Origin of the sequence: Burkholderia cepacia, from assembly GCF_001039005.1 — a bacterium.
Lineage (GTDB): Bacteria > Pseudomonadota > Gammaproteobacteria > Burkholderiales > Burkholderiaceae > Burkholderia > Burkholderia theae.
This window is the reverse complement of the sequence record NZ_LDWR01000013.1, coordinates 23,675-41,335: the sequence shown is the minus strand read 5'-3', so window position 1 is coordinate 41,335 and position 17,661 is coordinate 23,675. Positions and strand designations below refer to the sequence as shown.

General features: G+C 67.9%; 16 protein-coding genes. 4 read left to right on the top strand and 12 right to left on the bottom strand.

From position 1 onward, the window contains the following. Positions 1-51: 51 nt before the first annotated feature. Complete coding sequence (locus VL15_RS07960; protein ID WP_048244666.1) at positions 52-1,104, bottom strand: NAD(P)-dependent alcohol dehydrogenase; 1,053 nt, start codon at positions 1,102-1,104, stop codon at positions 52-54. Positions 1,105-1,333: 229 nt separating this feature from the next. Between VL15_RS07960 and VL15_RS07955 the strand changes: the two genes are divergently transcribed. Next, positions 1,334-2,278, top strand: coding sequence for an AraC family transcriptional regulator (locus tag VL15_RS07955; RefSeq protein ID WP_048244664.1), 945 nt, complete (start codon positions 1,334-1,336; stop codon positions 2,276-2,278). A gap of 3 nt (positions 2,279-2,281) precedes the next feature. Here VL15_RS07955 and VL15_RS07950 read toward each other — a convergent pair whose 3' ends face one another. The 8 genes from VL15_RS07950 to argB all read right to left on the bottom strand — a co-directional run bounded on the left by VL15_RS07950 (position 2,282) and on the right by argB (position 12,317). After that, entirely contained in the window at positions 2,282-3,331 is a 1,050-nt protein-coding gene (locus VL15_RS07950) for a M48 family metallopeptidase (RefSeq protein WP_048244662.1), read from the bottom strand. Further along, entirely contained in the window at positions 3,321-4,742 is a 1,422-nt protein-coding gene (locus VL15_RS07945; protein WP_048244660.1) for an AmpG family muropeptide MFS transporter, read from the bottom strand. The genes VL15_RS07950 and VL15_RS07945 overlap by 11 nt, the downstream gene beginning before the upstream one ends. A 96-nt stretch (positions 4,743-4,838) precedes the next feature. After that, on the bottom strand, positions 4,839-5,447 hold the full coding sequence (metW, locus tag VL15_RS07940; protein ID WP_021156285.1) for a methionine biosynthesis protein MetW: 609 nt from the start codon (positions 5,445-5,447) through the stop codon (positions 4,839-4,841). Beyond that, positions 5,444-6,589 (bottom strand): homoserine O-succinyltransferase MetX, encoded by a 1,146-nt coding sequence (gene metX / locus VL15_RS07935; protein WP_048244658.1) that lies wholly within the window; start codon positions 6,587-6,589, stop codon positions 5,444-5,446. The genes metW and metX overlap by 4 nt, the downstream gene beginning before the upstream one ends. A 257-nt stretch (positions 6,590-6,846) precedes the next feature. Then, positions 6,847-9,810 carry an autotransporter outer membrane beta-barrel domain-containing protein gene (locus VL15_RS07930; RefSeq protein WP_048244656.1) on the bottom strand — a complete coding sequence of 988 codons (2,964 nt, stop codon included), beginning with the start codon at positions 9,808-9,810 and terminating at the stop codon, positions 6,847-6,849. A gap of 184 nt (positions 9,811-9,994) precedes the next feature. After that, positions 9,995-10,663, bottom strand: coding sequence for a nucleoid occlusion factor SlmA (gene slmA, locus VL15_RS07925; protein ID WP_048244654.1), 669 nt, complete (start codon positions 10,661-10,663; stop codon positions 9,995-9,997). Continuing rightward, positions 10,630-11,421, bottom strand: a complete 792-nt coding sequence (locus VL15_RS07920) for a pyrimidine 5'-nucleotidase (protein ID WP_048244652.1) — start codon at positions 11,419-11,421, stop codon at positions 10,630-10,632. Before VL15_RS07920 ends, slmA begins: the two co-directional genes overlap by 34 nt. Then, on the bottom strand, positions 11,418-12,317 hold the full coding sequence (gene argB, locus VL15_RS07915; RefSeq protein ID WP_006754950.1) for an acetylglutamate kinase: 900 nt from the start codon (positions 12,315-12,317) through the stop codon (positions 11,418-11,420). Before argB ends, VL15_RS07920 begins: the two co-directional genes overlap by 4 nt. Before the next feature lie 284 nt (positions 12,318-12,601). On the opposite strand from argB, the gene VL15_RS39745 reads away from it, so the two are divergent. The 3 genes from VL15_RS39745 to VL15_RS07900 all read left to right on the top strand — a co-directional run bounded on the left by VL15_RS39745 (position 12,602) and on the right by VL15_RS07900 (position 14,861). Beyond that, entirely contained in the window at positions 12,602-12,835 is a 234-nt protein-coding gene (locus VL15_RS39745) for a cysteine-rich CWC family protein (protein WP_080970755.1), read from the top strand. Positions 12,836-12,928: 93 nt separating this feature from the next. Beyond that, positions 12,929-14,305: an ATP-binding protein gene (locus VL15_RS07905; protein ID WP_048244650.1), complete on the top strand. Its 1,377-nt coding sequence runs from the start codon at positions 12,929-12,931 to the stop codon at positions 14,303-14,305. Positions 14,306-14,318: 13 nt separating this feature from the next. Continuing rightward, entirely contained in the window at positions 14,319-14,861 is a 543-nt protein-coding gene (locus VL15_RS07900) for a response regulator transcription factor (RefSeq protein WP_021156278.1), read from the top strand. A 101-nt stretch (positions 14,862-14,962) separates the two neighbouring features. On the opposite strand, the gene hslU is transcribed toward VL15_RS07900, so the two are convergent. The 3 genes from hslU to dksA form a co-directional block, all read right to left on the bottom strand. Beyond that, on the bottom strand, positions 14,963-16,306 hold the full coding sequence (gene hslU, locus VL15_RS07895; RefSeq protein ID WP_048244649.1) for an ATP-dependent protease ATPase subunit HslU: 1,344 nt from the start codon (positions 16,304-16,306) through the stop codon (positions 14,963-14,965). Between the two features lie 10 nt (positions 16,307-16,316). Then, entirely contained in the window at positions 16,317-16,853 is a 537-nt protein-coding gene (gene hslV / locus VL15_RS07890) for an ATP-dependent protease subunit HslV (protein WP_006477497.1), read from the bottom strand. A 267-nt stretch (positions 16,854-17,120) separates the two neighbouring features. After that, positions 17,121-17,537, bottom strand: a complete 417-nt coding sequence (gene dksA / locus VL15_RS07885) for an RNA polymerase-binding protein DksA (RefSeq protein WP_006477498.1) — start codon at positions 17,535-17,537, stop codon at positions 17,121-17,123. Between the last annotated feature and the right edge of the window lie 124 nt (positions 17,538-17,661).

The following is a 17,661-nucleotide window of genomic DNA, read 5'->3' as shown; positions in this document are numbered from 1 at the left end:
TCCGGCACAACTGGCGAGCCCGCACGTCGCCGCGCGAGCTCGCCTTCAGGCTTACTGCTTGATCGAAGCCATGTCCACCACGAACCGGTACTTCACGTCGCTCTTCAGCATCCGCTCGTAGGCCGCGTTGATCTGCTGCATCGGAATCGTTTCGATGTCCGACGTGATTCCGTGCTCCGCGCAGAAGTCGAGCATTTCCTGCGTCTCCGCGATGCCGCCGATCAGCGAGCCCGCGAGGCGGCGGCGCTTGAAGATCAGGTTGAACACCTGCGGCGACGGATGGTCGTGCTCCGGCGCGCCGACGAGCGTCATCGTGCCGTCGCGCTTCAGCAGGTTCAGGAACGGATTCAGGTCGTGCTGCGCGGCGACCGTGTTCAGGATGAAGTCGAAGCTGTTCAGGTGCGCGTTCATCTGCGTTTCGTCCTTCGAGATCACGACCTCGTGCGCGCCGACGCGCTTGCCGTCCTCGATCTTCGACGGCGACGTCGTGAACAGCACGACGTGCGCGCCCATCGCACGCGCCAGCTTCACACCCATGTGGCCGAGGCCGCCGAGACCGACGATGCCGACCTTCTTGCCGGGGCCGACGTTCCACTGCCGCAGCGGTGAGTAGGTCGTGATCCCCGCGCACAGCAGCGGCGCGGCGCCGGCCGGGTCGAGCGTCTCGGGCACGCGCAGCACGAATGCCTCGTCGACGACCAGCTGCGTCGAGTAGCCGCCGTACGTGACGTCGCCCGTCACGCGATCCTGGCCGTTGTAGGTGCCGACGAAGCCGTTTTCGCAATACTGCTCGAGGCCGTCGGCGCAGCTCGGGCAGGTGCGGCACGAATCGACGAGGCAGCCGACGCCGACCAGCTCGCCGACCTTGAAGCGCGATACCTGCGGGCCGGTCGCGGTCACGCGGCCGACGATTTCATGGCCCGGCACGACCGGATAGATCGTGTTGCGCCATTCGTTGCGGGCCTGGTGCAGGTCCGAGTGGCAGACGCCGCAATAGAGGACGTCGATCTGGACGTCGAGGTCGCGCAGCGCGCGACGCTGGAATTCGAACGGGGCGAGCGGCGACTGCGAATCGGTTGCCGCGTAAGCGTAGGTGGTGCTCATGCAGGGGGCTCCTTGTCCGGGAAAGACATCCGGCGAATCAGACTGCCGTCGCATCATGTGGCGATGCGGCGAGGCAGGACGTCATCGTAAGGAGCGCGGCGCCGCGGCGAAATACACGAAGGTCTCGAAGATTTGCCTATTTCTCTCGAATTGCACGCGAACAGCCGTCAAAACACCATCATGGTGCTACATTGCGAGCCAGATTCTCTTGCCGGACAGGACCACGCAGATGAGCTTCCAGCCCCTTTTTGCCGACGCGGGCGACCGCGTGCAGCGCCGCATGATCGAGCTGCACACGCGCCTCGCGCCGAACGAGGGCGACACGCTCGCGGCGCTCGACGGCGTGCGCTTCATCCGCGTGAACCGTCCCGCGCCGCGCATGCCCGTGCTGTACGAACCGAGCATTATCGTCGTGTGCCAGGGGCGCAAGCTCGGTTATCTCGGCGACCGCTCGTTCGTCTACGACGCGCAGCAGTATCTCGTGCTGTCGGTACCGCTGCCGTTCGAATGCGAGACCTTCGCGAGCATGGACGAGCCGTTTCTCGCGATCTCGATCCGTGTCGATCTCGCTGTGATCGCCGAGCTCGCGATCCTGCTCGACGAGACGCTCGGCGCGGCCGTCAGCGAACCGCTCGGCGTCTATTCGACGCCGCTCGATGCGCCGCTGGCCGACGCGGTGGTGCGGCTGCTCGAGGCGCTCGCGTCGCCGCACGACACGCGCGTGCTGGGGCCGGCGATCATGCGCGAGATCGCGTATCGCGTGCTGACCGGCGCACAGGGCGACGCGATCCGCGCGGCGCTCGTCCAGCAGCATCACTTCGGCCGCATCGCGAAGGCGCTGCGGCGCATCCATGCGGAGCTGACGGCCGATCTCGACGTCGAGACGCTCGCGCGCGAGGCCGGGATGAGCCTCGCGGTGTTCCACGCGCAGTTCAAGCACGTAACGGCGACGTCGCCGATGCAGTATGTGAAGGCCGCGCGGCTGCATCAGGCGCGGTTGATGATGGTGCAGGACGGGGTCGGCGCCGGCACGGCGGCCGCGCGCGTCGGTTATGCGAGCGCGTCGCAGTTCAGCCGCGAGTTCAAGCGGCTGTTCGGCCGCAGCCCGGGTGACGAGGTGCGCTGGATGCGTGAAATCGGCGTCCGGCCGGCCGCGGCGGACGTGGATGCCTAGCGCTCAGCGCCGCACGACCTTGCGCCGCTGCGCGCTGATGCCCGCGTAGTCGGGCAGCGTGTCGACGCGCTTGGCCGTAGCTTTCGCGTACAGCGGCATCAGGTCGGGCAGGCGATTCAGCAGATCCTGACGCCGGGCGGTGCTGTACGGGTGCGTGTAGATGAAGCCCGTCGCCTTGTTCGCGCGCGTCGCGACCGCCAGCTTGTCCCACAGCGTGATCGCCGCGCGCGGATCGAAGCCCGCGCGTGCGGCGATGTCGCCGCCGATCACGTCGGCTTCGGTCTCGTCGGTCGGGTCGTAATGGAGCGCCTGCAGGCGCTCGCCGAGGTTCAGTGCCTGCGGCAGCGGATCGCCGACGCCGAACAGCGGCGGCAGCGCGGCCGCGCGCAGCGACGTCTGCGAGGTCGCGCTGAAGTTGCTGCGCGCGTGTTCGCGCAGCGCGTGCGCGATGCCGTGCGCGAGCAGCACGCCGAGCTCGTCGTCGTTCAGGCGGACGCGGTCGAGCATGCCGCCGTACACGAGCACCTTGCCGCCCGGCAGGCAGGTCAGGCGGATGTCGCGCGAGCGGATCACGTTGACGTCCCACGTCCAGTTCTTCACGCGATCGTTCCATTTCACCGAATACGGCGCGAGCTTCGCGACGATCGCGCGCAGGCGCTTCACGCGCGGCTGGTTCGCGGGCAGCAGCCGGTCGCTGTCGGCGGCCGCCTGCACGATCTGCGCGTATTCGTTCGCGGTGAGCTGCTCGAGCAGCGGCGACGGGATCAGCGTGCGGAAGGCGATCGCGTTGCCGTAGCGGATCTGCTGCGGCGTCTGCGTATAAGCCTTCGCCTGCACGGCGCCGCCGGTCGGCTGCGCGGCTTCGGCGGCGGATGGCGGGACGGGCGCGGCGGAGGTCGACGGCGTGGCCGCGGGCGGCGAAGTGGCCGGCGCGGAGCCCGCCGCGCTCGCGCCGGTGTCGGCCGCGTGCGCGAACCCCGCGGCCAATGCCGCGGCACCGACGCTCCACGCAGCCGCAACCCGCGCGAGGCGGTGCAGGCGATTACTGCGCACGGCTGGCCTCGCCGTTGCGTGCGGTACCGTTCCACGGCGCGATCTTGAACAGCAGCAGCATGCCGGGAATCGCGAGCGCGGTGCACACGATGAAGTAGTCGAACCAGCCGATCTTCGCGACGACGAAACCGCTCGCGGCCGATGCGAGCGTGCGCGGCACCGACGCGAGGCTCGTGAACAGCGCGAACTGCGTGGCCGTGTAGCGCGGATCGGTCGTGCTCGCGATATAGGCGACGAACGCGGCCATCGTCAGGCCGGTGGTGAAGGTTTCGACGCCGTAGACGAGCGCGAGCGCGACCGTCATCGGGCTGAATTGCGGCGCGACGGTAATGCCGAAGATCGACAGCGCCGATGCGATCGCGTGGCTCGTCGACACGGTGAAGTCGTAGAGCATCGCGAGCACGGGTGAACCGGGGCCGAGCTGTGCGAGCCACGCGAAGCCGAGCGTCGACACCATCTGCAGCGCGCCGAAGATCCACAGCCCGCGGCCGATGCCGATCTTCACGAGCCAGACGCCGCCGATGATGCCGCCGGCGACGCTCGCGACGAGCGCGGTCGTTTTCGCGACGATGCCGATCTCGGTGCGCGAGAAGCCGATGTCGAGAAAGAACGACGTCGACAGCGTGGTGGCCATCGTGTCGCCGATCTTGAACAGGAAGATGAACGCGATGACGAGCAGCGCGCCGGCCCAGCCGTCGCGCTGGATGAATTCGCGGAACGGCAGCACGATCGCGTCGCGCAGGTTGCGCGGCGGCGTGCCGACCACTTCGGGCTCGCGCACGACGAGCGTCATCAGAATGCCCGGCAGCATGAACGCGCCGGTGATCGCGAACACGACATCCCACGGCATGTGATCGGACAGGATCAGCGCCAGCGAGCCGGGAATCAGCGCGGCGAGCTTGTACGCGTTCACGTGCACCGCGTTGCCGAGACCCTGCTCGGTGTCGCGCAGCAGCTCGCGGCGGTACGCGTCGATCACGATGTCGGAACTCGCGCCGAAGAACGCGACGAGCGTCGTGAGCGCGGCCACCGTCCAGATCGAATCGCGCGGCGACACGAAGCCGAGCGCGGCGATCGCGCCTGCGACCAGCACCTGCGTGAGCAGCATCCAGCCGCGCCGGCGGCCCGGCCGCCAGCCGGGCAGGCGCGGGAGGTAGCGGTCCATCAGCGGCGCCCACAGGAACTTCCACGTATACGGGAACTGGATCAGCGCGAACAGGCCGATTTCCTTCAGGTTCACGCCCTCGGAGCGCAGCCATGCCTGCACGAGGTAGACGAGCGTGAAGAGCGGCAGCCCCGACGTGAAGCCGAGGAACACGCAGATCAGCATGTGCGTGTTCAGATAGGCTCGCCAGCCGGGGTGATCCTCGTGAGCGGTGAGTGCGGGCGCCTCGTGTGGCGTTTTCGACATGGACTGGAACTGGGTAGCGTTGACTGATTGCGGCGGCAGCGCGCGGCGGAGGGAGCGGCGCGGGCCAGGCCCGGCGTCCGTCAACGGCCCCCCGGCTCAGCTGCGCTTGACGCGGTAGACAGCAAGACTACCACGCCAGTTCGCTCCCCATCGAATCGGCTGGCCTTCGTGCAGCACGACGCGGTCGAGGATCGTGACGCCGACTTCGGGCGCGAGCGCCTCGAAATCCTTGATCGTCAGCACCCGGACGTTCGGCGTGTTGTGCCACTGGTACGGCAGCGATTTCGACACGGGCATGCGGCCGTGCAGCACCGACAGCCGGTGCGACCAGTAGCCGAAGTTCGGGAACGACACGATGCACTCGCGGCCGACGCGCGCCGTTTCGCGCAGGATCGCGGCCGTCTGGTGGATCGTCTGCAGCGTTTGCGACAGGATCGCGATGTCGAAGCTGTGGTCCTCGAACAGGCGCAGGCCATCCTCGAGATTCTGCTGGATTACGTTGATGCCGTTCTTCGCGCTCGCGAGCACGCCCGCGTCGTTCAGTTCGATGCCGTAGCCGGTGACGTCCAGCTCCTCCATCAGCAGCGCGAGCAGCGAGCCGTCGCCGCAGCCGAGGTCGAGCACGGTCGAGCGCGGCTCGACCCAGCGCGCGATCGTGCGGAAGTCCGCGCGCGCGGACAGGGAATTCAGCGCTTGCTGGTTCATGCACCCACCTCGTTGGCGATTCGTTCGTAATACGCGCGGATCAGGTTGTGATAACGCGCGTCGTCGAGCAGGAACGCGTCGTGGCCGTGCGGCGCGTCGATTTCCGCGTAGCTGACCGTGCGCTTGTTGTCGAGCAGCGCCTTCACGATTTCGCGCGAACGCGCCGGCGCGAAACGCCAGTCGGTCGAGAAGCTCGCGATCAGGTATTTCGCCTGCGTCTGCGCGAGCGCGGCCGTCAGGTTGCCGTCGAACGCCTTCGCCGGGTCGAAGTAGTCGAGCGCGCGCGTGATCAGCAGGTACGTGTTCGCGTCGAAGTAGTCGGCGAACTTGTCGCCCTGGTAGCGCAGGTACGACTCGACCTCGAATTCGACGTCGAAGCTGAAGTTGTACGCGTCGAGCGCGCCGTCCGCGCGGCGCAACGCACGGCCGAATTTCTCGGCCATGTCGTCGTCGGACAGATACGTGATGTGGCCGATCATCCGCGCGACGCGCAGGCCGCGCTTCGGTTTCACGTCGTGCGCGTAGTAGTCGCCGCCGTGGAAGTCGGGATCGGACAGGATCGCCGAGCGCGCGACCTCGTTGAACGCGATGTTCTGCGCGGACAGCTTCGGCGTCGACGCGATGTCGATGCAGTGCGCGACGCGCTCCGGATACATCAGGCTCCACGCGAGCGCCTGCATCCCGCCGAGGCTGCCGCCCATCACCGCGGCGAAGCGCTCGATGCCGAACGCGTCGGCGACGCGCGCCTGCGCGTGCACCCAGTCCTCGACGGTGACGACCGGGTAGCGCGCGCCGTACGGCTTGCCGGTCGACGGATCGGTGCTCATCGGGCCGGTCGAGCCGAAACACGAGCCGAGGTTGTTCACGCCGATCACGAAGAAGCGGTTGGTGTCGAGCGGCTTGCCGGGGCCGACCATGTTGTCCCACCAGCCGGTACTGCGCGGATCGTCCGCGTAGACGCCGGCGACGTGGTGCGACGCGTTGAGCGCGTGGCAGACGAGCACCGCGTTCGAGCGCGCGGCGTTGAGCTCGCCGTACGTCTCGACGACGAGCTGATAGTTGCCGATCACGCTGCCGCTTTGCAAGCGTAGCGGTTCGGCGAAGTGCATGGTCTGTGGAGCGACGATGCCGATCGATTCCATTCGTTCCGCCTTATGACTGGGCAGCTAAATGGTGTCGGCGATGCGCGGAGTCGGAGGTGCGCGGCTGACGACCTCTTTAGCCGCATTTGTAGTGAACCGCCGGGACGAGGCCCCGGCCGGTTCGCGCGCCCGCAATCGAGTCAGCAAATCGGCGCGCTTCCGACATGCCGCCAAGGGGGCGGCATGTCGGCAAAGTATAGCGGAATTTGCGGCAAGCGGATTTCGGGGCGGCCGCGGCGGGCCGTCGGCGCATGGTGTCACCACCGGTATTTCGCCGCCAGCTCGCCCTTGACGACCGCATAGTCGGACAGGTTCGATTCCAGCCCGAGGCCGGCCGATACCGCGAAGCGTTTCGACCACTGCCCGGTCGCGCCGATCCGGAATGCCGCGCGATCGCGCGGCACGTCGAACGAGAACGCATTGCCGTCGAGCGTGAGCGTCCGCGACCCGGGGCCATGCCACCAGTTCGCGTCGATGAACGGCCGAAGTTCACGTCCGGACGGCGTGATCGTCACGCCATGCACGCGTACGCCGACGCGGGTCAGCACGTCGGCCGAGCCCTGCCCGTCGAGACGACCGCCCGCAACGCGATGGGCGTCCGCGCGATAGTCCGACACGACGAGCTGCGCTTCGGGCTCGACATGGAAACGCGTGTCGCCGCGCTCGTAGAAACGGAACGAATAACCGCCTTCCAGCGAACCCGTCACGGTGCGCGATCGGTACGAGTCGGTCGCGAGACTGCCGCCGACGCTGTTCGCATAGGCGCCGACCAGGGCCCACGCATCGACGTAAGGGCCGATCAGGATGTCGCGGTTGCCGTACCAGGTGCCGTACAGGCCGATGTTGTAACCGGACACGCTTCCGCGCGCGGTGGCATCGGCGACGCGCTGCTCGATGGCATTCCACAGCGGGCGAGTCGACCAGCTCGTCTGGCTGCCGTACATGCCCATCGCGCCGACCCGGAAGTGGCCGCCGCGACCGTCGTCGAAACGGAACAGGTCGGCGCCCGCGTGAATCAGGCGGCCGTTTCCGGACACACTGCGATTGCCGCCCGATACCGATGTGATCTGGCCCTCTGCGCGCAGCCAGACAGCGCCGTCGAGCGGGCGTGATGCGGTATCGCCAGTGCGCAGCGTGCGATCTTCCCGTTGATGCAGCGTGTGGATCGCCATCGTCGCTGCGGCGTCGGCATTGGCCAGATACGCGTCGGGCTCGGGTGCGACGGCGCGCGGAGGCGGCGGCGGCTGGATTTCGGGGTGGACAGGCGGTTCGGGATCGACCGGACCGGGCGGCACCGGCGGCTCGGGCCGCGCGGCGGAAACGAGATACCAGTCGTGTTCCTTTCCGCCGTTCCCGCTGCGCGCGAGCATGTAGTCGTAGCCGCCGGCGGACACCGTGCCGAAACTGCGGCGATAACCGTCCGATCCGGTGTCGAGCGTGAATGCGGTGGTGTCCGTCGTGCCGCCGTTGCGGGTCTCGACGATCGGGATGCCGACGGTGGTCTGCGCGCCGTTGCCGCCGGCACGCCGGACGACGATGCCGGTATGGCCGGACGCGTGCCCGCCGTCGATCACGATCCGGTCGGATGGCGATGCGTCGTCGTTCAGCGTCGTGTTGACGACGAGCCTGCCGTCGCGCGCCGCATAGTCGCCCGAGACGACGAGCGTGCGCGGCGCGCCCGCATCGGAAGGCGCGAATGCGATGGTCGAGCCGTTCAGCGCGACGGAGCCGACCGACGAATCCGCGGTGACGGTCCACCGGCTGTTCGTGTCGAGCGACAGCGCGCGTACCGCATCGGTCGCGCCCGTCCACGCGGCGCCATTGGACAGCACGACATCGGTCACGGCGGGCGACGGCGGGGCGCCGCCGTCCGCCGGCCGGTTCACGATGTCGCCGGCGGCTTGCGCGTCCGTATCGAGCGTCAGCCGCACCGGCGCACCCGAGCGTGCGTCGACGAACAACAGCGTGCCGTTGCCGCCGGCGACGCGCGCGCCGTTTTGCAGCGAGACGTGTGCGTCCGATACGTCGATCGCGCCGTGCCGCTCGCTGACGAGCGAGCCGCCATCGACGGTCAGCGTGCCGCCGTGAATGCCGGCGGCCCACGCGCCGTCGCCAGTCGTGCGCACGTCGGTGCGTGACAGGCCGATCGTGCCACCGGCGCTTGCCCGCAGCGCCGTGCCGTCCACGCCGCTCGTCGTCACCGTGGCGTCCGTGAGCGACGCGACGGAGCCGGCGCCGCTGGCGAGCACCCCATACGCGCGTTCGCCGCCCGTCGCGATCCCGCCGTGCGTCATGGCGACCTTGCCGCCGAGCCGCGCGATGGCACCGACCGAACGGTCGCCGGCTGTCGTCACGTCGGTGTCCGTTGCAAGCACCACCGGCGTCTCGCTACCTTCCTGCGATGCATACAGCCCGTGCGCGTTGATGCCTTGCGTGTGCACGTGCGTGCGCGCGAGTTCGACACGGCCGCTGCGCGTGTCGATGCCGAGCGCCTGGTCGCCGTCGGTGGCCACGCGCGCGTCGCTGAACGTGACCGAGGACGCGCCGGGCATGAACAGCCCGGACGCGTAGTCCCCGCTCGTCCGGATGTCGGTGCGAGCAAGCGTTGCATGGATGTCGGCGTAGCTGACGAACGTGCCGTATGCGAAGTCGCCGCTGGTGCGGACGATCGTATCGGTGGCGTTCACGATCGCACCGGGTGCGTTGTTCACCGCGATGCCGTGCGCTTCGCGGCCGCGCGTGACGATCGCGCTGCCGGTGACGTCGACGCGGCTGCCGCTGACGTCGACATAGACGCCGTGTGCACTTCTTCCGTCGGTGTCGATCGAGATGTTTTCGGCTGTCGCGCTGCTGCCTGCGCGAACGTCGATGCCCGTCCCGATGAACCCGCGGGTGCGGATTTCGGTGTCGCGCAGCGCGATGCGCGACCCGTCGCCGAAAGCGGAAGCCCCCGACGAATAGGTGCCGGTCGCGAACAGCCGCGTCTTGCCGGTGGTGGTCAGCACGCCACCGTTGACTGCGGAAAACACCGGGCTGCCGAAGTTGCTCGTCGAATAGTCGCCGGGAGCGGTTTCCAGCGTGACGCCGTCCGCGCGTTGTGCGCCGCCGTCGGTGATCTGGGCCGATGATGGCCACGGGATGATCGCGCCGGCAAGCAGCGCGGCATGCGCGAGCAGCGGTGCGCGTGGTGCGGCCGGCAGAGAACGGCGCGGCGCGGCCACGGCGCGCTGTCGGCCGGAGGACGTCTGACAATGCGGAAACTCGCGATTCACCGGATCACTCCCGTTGTATTGCAAACGGGTGAAAATTAACCCGATCGGAGGGAATGCGATATTGGACGAGTTCGAATTGCGACGCAGCATCGGCTGCATCGCGAGCGCGCTGGACGCGCGCGTCAGGCGCCGGTCACTGCAGGATCAACCGCAGATGCGCGTCGGCCTGCTCGCCGGGCGGCTTCTGGAACCCGCCTTTCGCGAAGCGGTGCCACCGGCCGATCACGTAGCTGACGAGCAGGCTCGCCCGCGCGGCCGGGTCGTAGTCGGCCGGCAGCGCGAACGGTGCCGCACCGTCGGGCGCATTCGCCTCCGTGCGCGCGACCCGCAGGCACTGCTTGACGGTTGCTTCGATGCGATCGAGCAGCTGGTTCACGCGTTCGGTGAGGCGCTCGTCCTCGCCGACCAGCGCCTCGCCCGTCAGCACGCGCGTCATGCCGGGGTTCTTCGCCGCGAAACTGAGCATCGTCAGCGCGATCGTGCGGGCCTGCAGCACGCCGTTCGGCTCCTTCTCGACGATCTGGTTGACGAGGCCGAACAGCGACTGCTCGATGAACTCGATCAGCCCTTCGTACATCTTCGCCTTGCTCGGGAAATGGCGGTACAGCGCGGCTTCCGACACGTCGAGCCGGGCCGCCAGCGAGGCCGTCGTGATCTTCTCGCGCTTCGGCGCCTCGAGCATCGTCGCAAGCGTCTGCAGGATGTGCACGCGACGCTCGCCCGGTTTCGGACGCGTACGGGTGCGGGTGGGTGATGCCTGATCGTCCGTTACGGCTTGGTCCTGCGGGTGAGTCGGCTGCATTTCTGTCGCCCCGATCGAGTGCCCAGTCGAAGCGATTTTAACGAACGAATCCGCTGGTCGACATAAAGCGGGCGGCCGGTACCCGGCAGGTCGCCGGGAAGATGGCCGGTAATCCAGACCGTGCCGATGCCGAGGCGCTTGTAGCGCTTCAGGTGGCCGCGCGTGTCCTCGACGAGGATCGCGTCGGCCATCCGAACATGCGCGGCACGCAGCGTCCGGCGCAGCATCGTGTGGTCGGGCTTCGCGCGCCAGGTGCGGCGGTCGCGCATGTGCTCGATCGCGATCACGCGCTCGAACAGCCGTTCGATGCGCAGCTCGCGCAGCACCGCGCGCGCGTAGTTCTCCGGCGCGTTGGTCAACACCAGCTTGCGGCCCGGCAGCGCGGCGAGGATGCGCGCGAGGCCGCGCTCGGCGCGCAGCATCCCGGGCAGGTCGGAAAACGTGTGGACCGCGCGCAGGAAGTCGTGCGGATCGATCGGATGATGGCGCGTGAGGCCGAGGAGCGCCGCGCCGTAGCGCTGCGTGTAGCCGGTGCGCAGCCGGTCGGCTTCGACGCGCTCGATCTGCAGCGCGTCGATGATGTACTGCGTCATCGCACGGTTGATCTCGGGAAAGATCGCGTGCGACGCGTGATGAAGCGTGTTGTCCAGATCGAACAGCCAGACCGGCGCGCCGGCGCGCGGCCGGCTGCGCGAGATGCGCCGGCGCCGCAGCGGGGCCGGCAGGTCGGGGCTGACGATCTTGCGGCGCGCGCTCAATGCGAGCGGATCATCGTGCCGAACGGCTGCTCGGTCAGGATTTCCAGCAGCACCGAGTGCTCGATCCGGCCGTCGACGATGTGCACCGACTTCACGCCGCTCTTCGCGGCGTCAAGCGCCGACGAGATCTTCGGCAGCATGCCGCCCGAGATCGTGCCGTCCTCGAACAGCGCGTCGATCTCGCGCGCGGACAGATCGGTCAGCAGGTTGCCGTCCTTGTCCATCACGCCGGGGATGTTGGTCATCATCAGCAGCTTCTCGGCGTTCAGCACGGTAGCGAGCTTGCCCGCGACGAGGTCGGCGTTGATGTTGTACGACAGGCCGTCTTCGCCGAAACCGATCGGCGAGATCACCGGGATGAACGCGTCGTCCTGCAGCGCCTTCACGACCGCCGGGTTGATCGCCTCGACTTCGCCGACCTGGCCGATGTCGATGTACTGGCCCGGGTTGTCGCGGTCCGGCATCAGCAGCTTGCGCGCGTGGATCAGGCCGCCGTCCTTGCCCGTCAGGCCCACCGCATGGCCGCCGAAGTGGTTGATCAGCGTCACGATGTCCTGCTGCACTTCGCCGCCCAGCACCCATTCGACGACTTCCATCGTCTCTTCGTCAGTCACGCGCATGCCCTGGATGAAGGTGCCGGCCTTGCCGATCTTCTTCAGCGCCTGGTCGATCTGCGGGCCGCCGCCGTGGACGATCACCGGATTGATGCCGACCAGTTTCAGCAGGATCACGTCGCGCGCGAAGCCCTGCTTGAGCCGTTCTTCCGTCATCGCATTGCCGCCGTATTTGATGACCACGGTCTTGCCGTGGTAGCGGCGGATGTACGGCAGCGCTTCGGCGAGGATTTCTGCTTTCAGAGTAGGGGCGATCTGCGAGAGGTCGATGGGCTCGGACATGGCGGCAGCTCTGGCTGGGAACGGTTGAAACAGGGCGAATTGTACAGGAGTGGCGCAGCGCAGCATCGGGTTTTTGGGCTGGCCGGAAGGCGGTGTGCGCGGGTCTGACACCTTGCGCGGCGGCCCGCCGGCTATGGCGCCGCGCGATGCGGGCTACGGTGCGCGGGCAGCGGCGGCGGGCTCGTTCGGGGCGCACTTTGGCCAGGCGGCCGGCGTGCAAGATCCGTGCGCCGCGCTATGCTTGTCGCGTGGGGCGACTTCACGCCCGCTTCCGCGATTCCGCCATGACCGATTCCGCCGCCGCCGCCGCCGCCCGTTCCGCCCCGCACCGTGCGCGCTGCCCGCGCTGCGGGCGCGGCTTCGATTGCGGCGCGCGCACGCAACCGTTCGACTGCTGGTGCGCGTCGATGCCGGCGCTGCCCGGTGGCGGCACCCAGCCTGCGGCCGGCGCGCGCTGCCGGTGCCCCGAGTGCCTGGCCGACGAGATCGCGCAGCGCATGACCGGCGCGGCCGGCTGACGGCGCGGGCCGTGCATGCGGTGCGCGCCTCGTTCGCCGGCTCCGATCCGGCCCCGCTAGGGGCGCCGCCCGCTAAACGGGTAAACTGCCCGGATGCAACGAATCACCACCACCGGGCGCGTCAACCTCAGTCACCTGTTCTGGCTCCGCAATCTCGCGATCATCGGCCAGCTCGTGACGATCGGCGTCGTGCAGACCTATTTCGGCGTGCATCTGCCGTTGCCGGCGATGCTGATGGTCATCGCGCTCGAAATCGTTTTCAACGCGCTGACCTGGGTGCGTGTGTTGCGCGCGCGGCCCGAGACCAATTTCGAGCTGCTCGGCCAGTTGTGGGTCGACCTCGGTGCGCTGTCCGCGCTGCTGTTCCTGTCGGGCGGCACGACCAACCCGTTCGTGTCGCTGTACCTGCCGTCGCTCGCGATCGCGGCGGCCGTGCTGCCGTGGCACCTGATGATCTGGCTCGCGGCGTTCGCGGTCGCCTGCTACGCGGCGCTCGGCTTCGATTCGGTGCCGCTCAACATGGACAATCCCGCGAACCTGTTCGACTACTACCGCACCGGGATGTGGGCGAACTTCATGGTCAGCGTCGGGTTGATCGCGTGGTTCGTCGCGCGCATGTCGAAGGCGCTGCGCCAGCGCGATTCGGCGCTCGGCGAAGCGCAGCAGCACCTGCTGCGCGACGAGCGGGCGGTTGCGCTCGGCGTGCAGGCCGCCACCGTCGCGCACGAGATGGGCACGCCGCTGTCGACGATCGCGATGCTCGCCGAGGAACTGCGCGACGCGGCGCGCGCCGATCCGGGGCTGGCCCGCTACGAGGCCGACCTGAGGGTGCTCGAGGAACAGATGACGCTCTGCACGTCGGCGCTCGCGCGCCTGCGCAGCCGCGCGAGCGCGCCGGCGAGCCGCCAGCCGGTGGACGACTGGCTCGACACGTTCGTCGAGCACTGGCGCCTGCGGCATCCGCACGTGCAGTTCGAGCTGCTCGGCGCGCGTCCGGCGGGCGTCGCGCTCGACGACACGGTCGCGGCCGGCCAGATCCTGACGATCCTGCTCGACAACGCCGCGCGGGCGAGCCCGCAGCGCGTGACGCTGGCCGCGAAGGTCGCGCACGACCGCGCGGCCGACGAAATCGAATTCGAGGTATGCGACGACGGGCCCGGCATTCCGGCCGCGCTGCGCGAATCGCTCGGCGCGATGCCGGTCGACAGCACGCAGGGCGGGCACGGGGTCGGCCTGTACCTCGCGTTCAGTGCGGCCGCGCGGCTCGGCGGCGAAATCGAACTGTCCGATGTCACGCCGCGCGCGGCGGGCGGCAACGGGCGGGCCGGCGGTGCGGCGAATGGTCACGCCGCTGCTGCATCGGGTCATCGCGCGGGCGAACGCGTGGCCGAACGAACGGCCGGCACGCGGGCCGTGCTGCGCCTGCCGGTCGTGCGCGTCGCGGCGCCGGTCGCCTCAACCAACACGTAGACGGAGAAACCACATGAGCGAGAACAATTTCCTGGTGATCGACGACAACGAGGTGTTCGCGGGCACGCTCGCGCGCGGCCTCGAGCGCCGCGGTTATGCGGTCCAGCAGGCGCACGACAAGGAGGCGGCGCTCCGGCTTGCCGCGGGCGGCAAGTTCCAGTTCATCACCGTCGACCTGCATCTCGGCGAGGATTCGGGCCTGAGCCTGATCGCGCCGCTGTGCGACCTGCAGCCCGACGCGCGGATTCTGGTGCTGACCGGTTACGCGAGCATCGCGACCGCCGTGCAGGCGGTGAAGGAAGGCGCCGACAACTACCTCGCGAAGCCCGCGAACGTCGAGTCGATCCTGGCCGCGCTGCAGACCAACGCGACCGAAGTGCAGGCCGACGAGGCGCTCGAGAATCCGGTCGTGCTGTCGGTCGACCGGCTCGAATGGGAGCACATCCAGCGCGTGCTGGCCGAGAACAACAACAACATCTCGGCGACCGCGCGCGCGCTGAACATGCACCGCCGCACGCTGCAGCGCAAGCTCGCGAAGAAGCCGGTGCGGCAGTAAGCGGCGCGACGCGCGCCGATTCCGTACGACTTGCGGCGCACCAACGAAAAACGGGCGACCCCGCAAAGGGGCCGCCCGTTTTTCATCGGATACCGCGCGCGTTACAGCACGTAGCGCGACAGATCCTCGTCCTGCGACACTTCGCCGAGCGCCCGGTCGACATACTTCGCGTCGATCGTCACGCGCTCGCCGGCGTGGTTGCCGGCCGAGAACGACACTTCCTCGAGCAGTTTCTCGATCACCGTGTACAGCCGGCGCGCGCCGATGTTCTCGGTTTTCTCGTTGACCGCATACGCGATCTCCGCGAGGCGGCGGATGCCGTCGTCGGCGAAGTCGAGCTGCACGTCTTCGGTCGCGAGCAGCGCCTGGTACTGCTTGACGAGGCTCGCGTCGGTCGCGTCGAGGATCGCCTCGAAGTCTTCCACCGACAGCGAGTCGAGCTCGACGCGAATCGGGAAGCGGCCCTGCAGTTCCGGAATCAGGTCGCTCGGCTTCGCGAGGTGGAACGCGCCGCTCGCGATGAACAGGATGTGATCGGTCTTCACCATCCCGTACTTCGTGTTGATCGTCGTGCCTTCGACGAGCGGCAGCAGGTCGCGCTGCACGCCCTGGCGCGACACTTCGCCGCCGCTGCCTTCATTGTTGCGCGACGTGATCTTGTCGATCTCGTCGAGGAACACGATGCCGTTCTGCTCGACGTTCTGCACGGCCTTCGTCTTCACTTCCTCTTCGTTCAGCATCTTCGCCGCTTCCTCGTCGGTCAGCAGCTTCAGCGCTTCCTTGATCTTCACCTTGCGGCGCTGCTTCTTGCCGCTGCCGAGATTCGAGAACATCGAGCGGATCTGCTCGGTCATCTCTTCCATCCCGGGCGGCGCCATGATGTCCATGCCGGCCGACGGCTGCTCGAGGTCGAGCTCGACTTCCTTGTCGTCGAGCTGGCCTTCGCGCAGGCGCTTGCGGAACGTCTGGCGCGTCGCGTTGTTGTCGTCGTTCGCGTGTTCGGCGTTCCCGCCGAAGCCCACCGCGCGCGGTTGCGGCAGCAGGATGTCGAGAATGCGGTCTTCGGCCTGGTCGGTCGCCTTGCTGCGCACCTTGCGCATTTCGGTTTCGCGCGTCTGCTTGACCGAGGTTTCCATGAGGTCGCGCACGATGCTGTCGACGTCGCGGCCGACGTAGCCGACTTCGGTGAACTTGGTCGCTTCGATCTTGATGAACGGCGCATCGGCGAGCTTCGCGAGGCGGCGCGCGATTTCGGTCTTGCCGACGCCCGTCGGCCCGATCATCAGGATGTTCTTCGGCGTGATTTCCGTACGCAGCGGGTCGGCGACCTGCTGGCGGCGCCAGCGGTTGCGCAGCGCGACCGCGACGGCCTTCTTCGCCTTGTTCTGGCCGATGATGTGCTTGTCGAGTTCCGAGACGATCTCGGCAGGGGTCATGGTGCTCATGGTGCGGTCCTTACTCGATCGTTTCGATGATGCGGTTGTGGTTCGTGTAGATACACATGTCGCCCGCGATCCCGAGCGACTTCTCGACGATCTCGCGCGGCGACAGCTCGGTGTTCTCGACGAGCGCGCGGGCCGCGGCCTGCGCGTACGCGCCGCCCGAGCCGATCGCGCAGATGCCGCCTTCCGGGTCGAGCACGTCGCCGTTGCCGGTGATCACGAGCGTGGTCGTTGCATCGGCCGTGATCAGCATCGCCTCGAGGCGCCGCAGCATCCGGTCGGTGCGCCAGTCCTTCGCGAGCTCGACGGCCGCACGGGTCAGGTTGCCCTGGTGCTTCTCGAGCTTCGCCTCGAAGCGATCGAGCAGCGAGAACGCATCGGCGGTGCCGCCCGCGAATCCGACCAGTACCTGATTGTTGTAGATCCGCCGCACTTTCCGCGCGCCACCCTTCATGACGATGTTGCCGAGGGTTACCTGGCCGTCGCCGCCGAGCGCGACCTTGTCGCCGCGCCGGACCGAAACGATGGTCGTGCCGTGAAATTGCTCCATCTGCGTTCCTTGAGAAAAACGGGGAAGAGTCGGGCGGCGCGAGGCGCCGCCGCGTGAATCGCAGTGCGCCGGGGAGCGGCCCGGCGCGCGTCCGTTTCATTTTAGGGCGGGCGCCGGGATATCAAGAGGCGGGAGGCAAATCCGGCGGGCCGGCGCAAGCCCGATATGAGCGGGAGCCGACCCGGGAACCGGTGCCGGAAAAACAAAAAGCGCGCGGCAGGCCGCGCGCTTTCGGGAAGCAGCGTGTCGGAGCGGAACGCCGCTCGATCAGTCGCCGAACAGCTTCTGGCGCAACTCGCGGCGCTCTTGCGCCTCGAGCGACAGCGTGGCCGTCGGGCGCGCGAGCAGTCGCGGGATGCCGATCGGCTCGCCGGTTTCCTCGCACCAGCCGTAATCGCCGGAATCGATGCGGGCGAGCGACTGCTGAACCTTCTTGAGGAGCTTGCGTTCGCGATCGCGCGTGCGCAACTCGAGCGCGTGCTCTTCCTCGATCGTCGCGCGATCGGCGGGATCGGGCACGATCACCGTCTCGCGGAGGTTCTCGGTCGTCTGGCCTGCATTCTTGAGGATGTCCGCCTGCAACTGTTCGAGCCGATTTTTGAAGAAGGCGAGCTGATCCTCATTCATGTAATCCTTGTCGCTCATCTTCAGGATTTCGGCTTCGGTCAAGAGTTTCTTCGTCATCTGCTTGCTTCTTCAATGTGCGGCAAATCAAGAGATATTGCCTGCACTTTGGGATTACCCGCAACCGCGCTTGCAATCATTTGCGATTTGCCGCCGCGGGGCCGAAAGCCTCTGGAAAAACCGG

What these genes read in the sequence shown, in the direction of transcription:
- dksA (WP_006477498.1), bottom strand. Translation starts at nt 17,537, where the DNA reads ATGACGAAGAAACTCTTGACCGAAGCCGAAATCCTGAAGATGAGCGAC.
- hslU (WP_048244649.1), bottom strand. Translation starts at nt 16,306, where the DNA reads ATGAGCACCATGACCCCTGCCGAGATCGTCTCGGAACTCGACAAGCAC.
- slmA (WP_048244654.1), bottom strand. Translation starts at nt 10,663, where the DNA reads ATGCAGCCGACTCACCCGCAGGACCAAGCCGTAACGGACGATCAGGCA.
- VL15_RS39745 (WP_080970755.1), top strand. Translation starts at nt 12,602, where the DNA reads ATGACCGATTCCGCCGCCGCCGCCGCCGCCCGTTCCGCCCCGCACCGT.
- VL15_RS07955 (WP_048244664.1), top strand. Translation starts at nt 1,334, where the DNA reads ATGAGCTTCCAGCCCCTTTTTGCCGACGCGGGCGACCGCGTGCAGCGC.
- VL15_RS07960 (WP_048244666.1), bottom strand. Translation starts at nt 1,104, where the DNA reads ATGAGCACCACCTACGCTTACGCGGCAACCGATTCGCAGTCGCCGCTC.
- argB (WP_006754950.1), bottom strand. Translation starts at nt 12,317, where the DNA reads ATGTCCGAGCCCATCGACCTCTCGCAGATCGCCCCTACTCTGAAAGCA.
- metW (WP_021156285.1), bottom strand. Translation starts at nt 5,447, where the DNA reads ATGAACCAGCAAGCGCTGAATTCCCTGTCCGCGCGCGCGGACTTCCGC.
- metX (WP_048244658.1), bottom strand. Translation starts at nt 6,589, where the DNA reads ATGGAATCGATCGGCATCGTCGCTCCACAGACCATGCACTTCGCCGAA.
- VL15_RS07905 (WP_048244650.1), top strand. Translation starts at nt 12,929, where the DNA reads ATGCAACGAATCACCACCACCGGGCGCGTCAACCTCAGTCACCTGTTC.
- VL15_RS07900 (WP_021156278.1), top strand. Translation starts at nt 14,319, where the DNA reads ATGAGCGAGAACAATTTCCTGGTGATCGACGACAACGAGGTGTTCGCG.
- VL15_RS07945 (WP_048244660.1), bottom strand. Translation starts at nt 4,742, where the DNA reads ATGTCGAAAACGCCACACGAGGCGCCCGCACTCACCGCTCACGAGGAT.
- hslV (WP_006477497.1), bottom strand. Translation starts at nt 16,853, where the DNA reads ATGGAGCAATTTCACGGCACGACCATCGTTTCGGTCCGGCGCGGCGAC.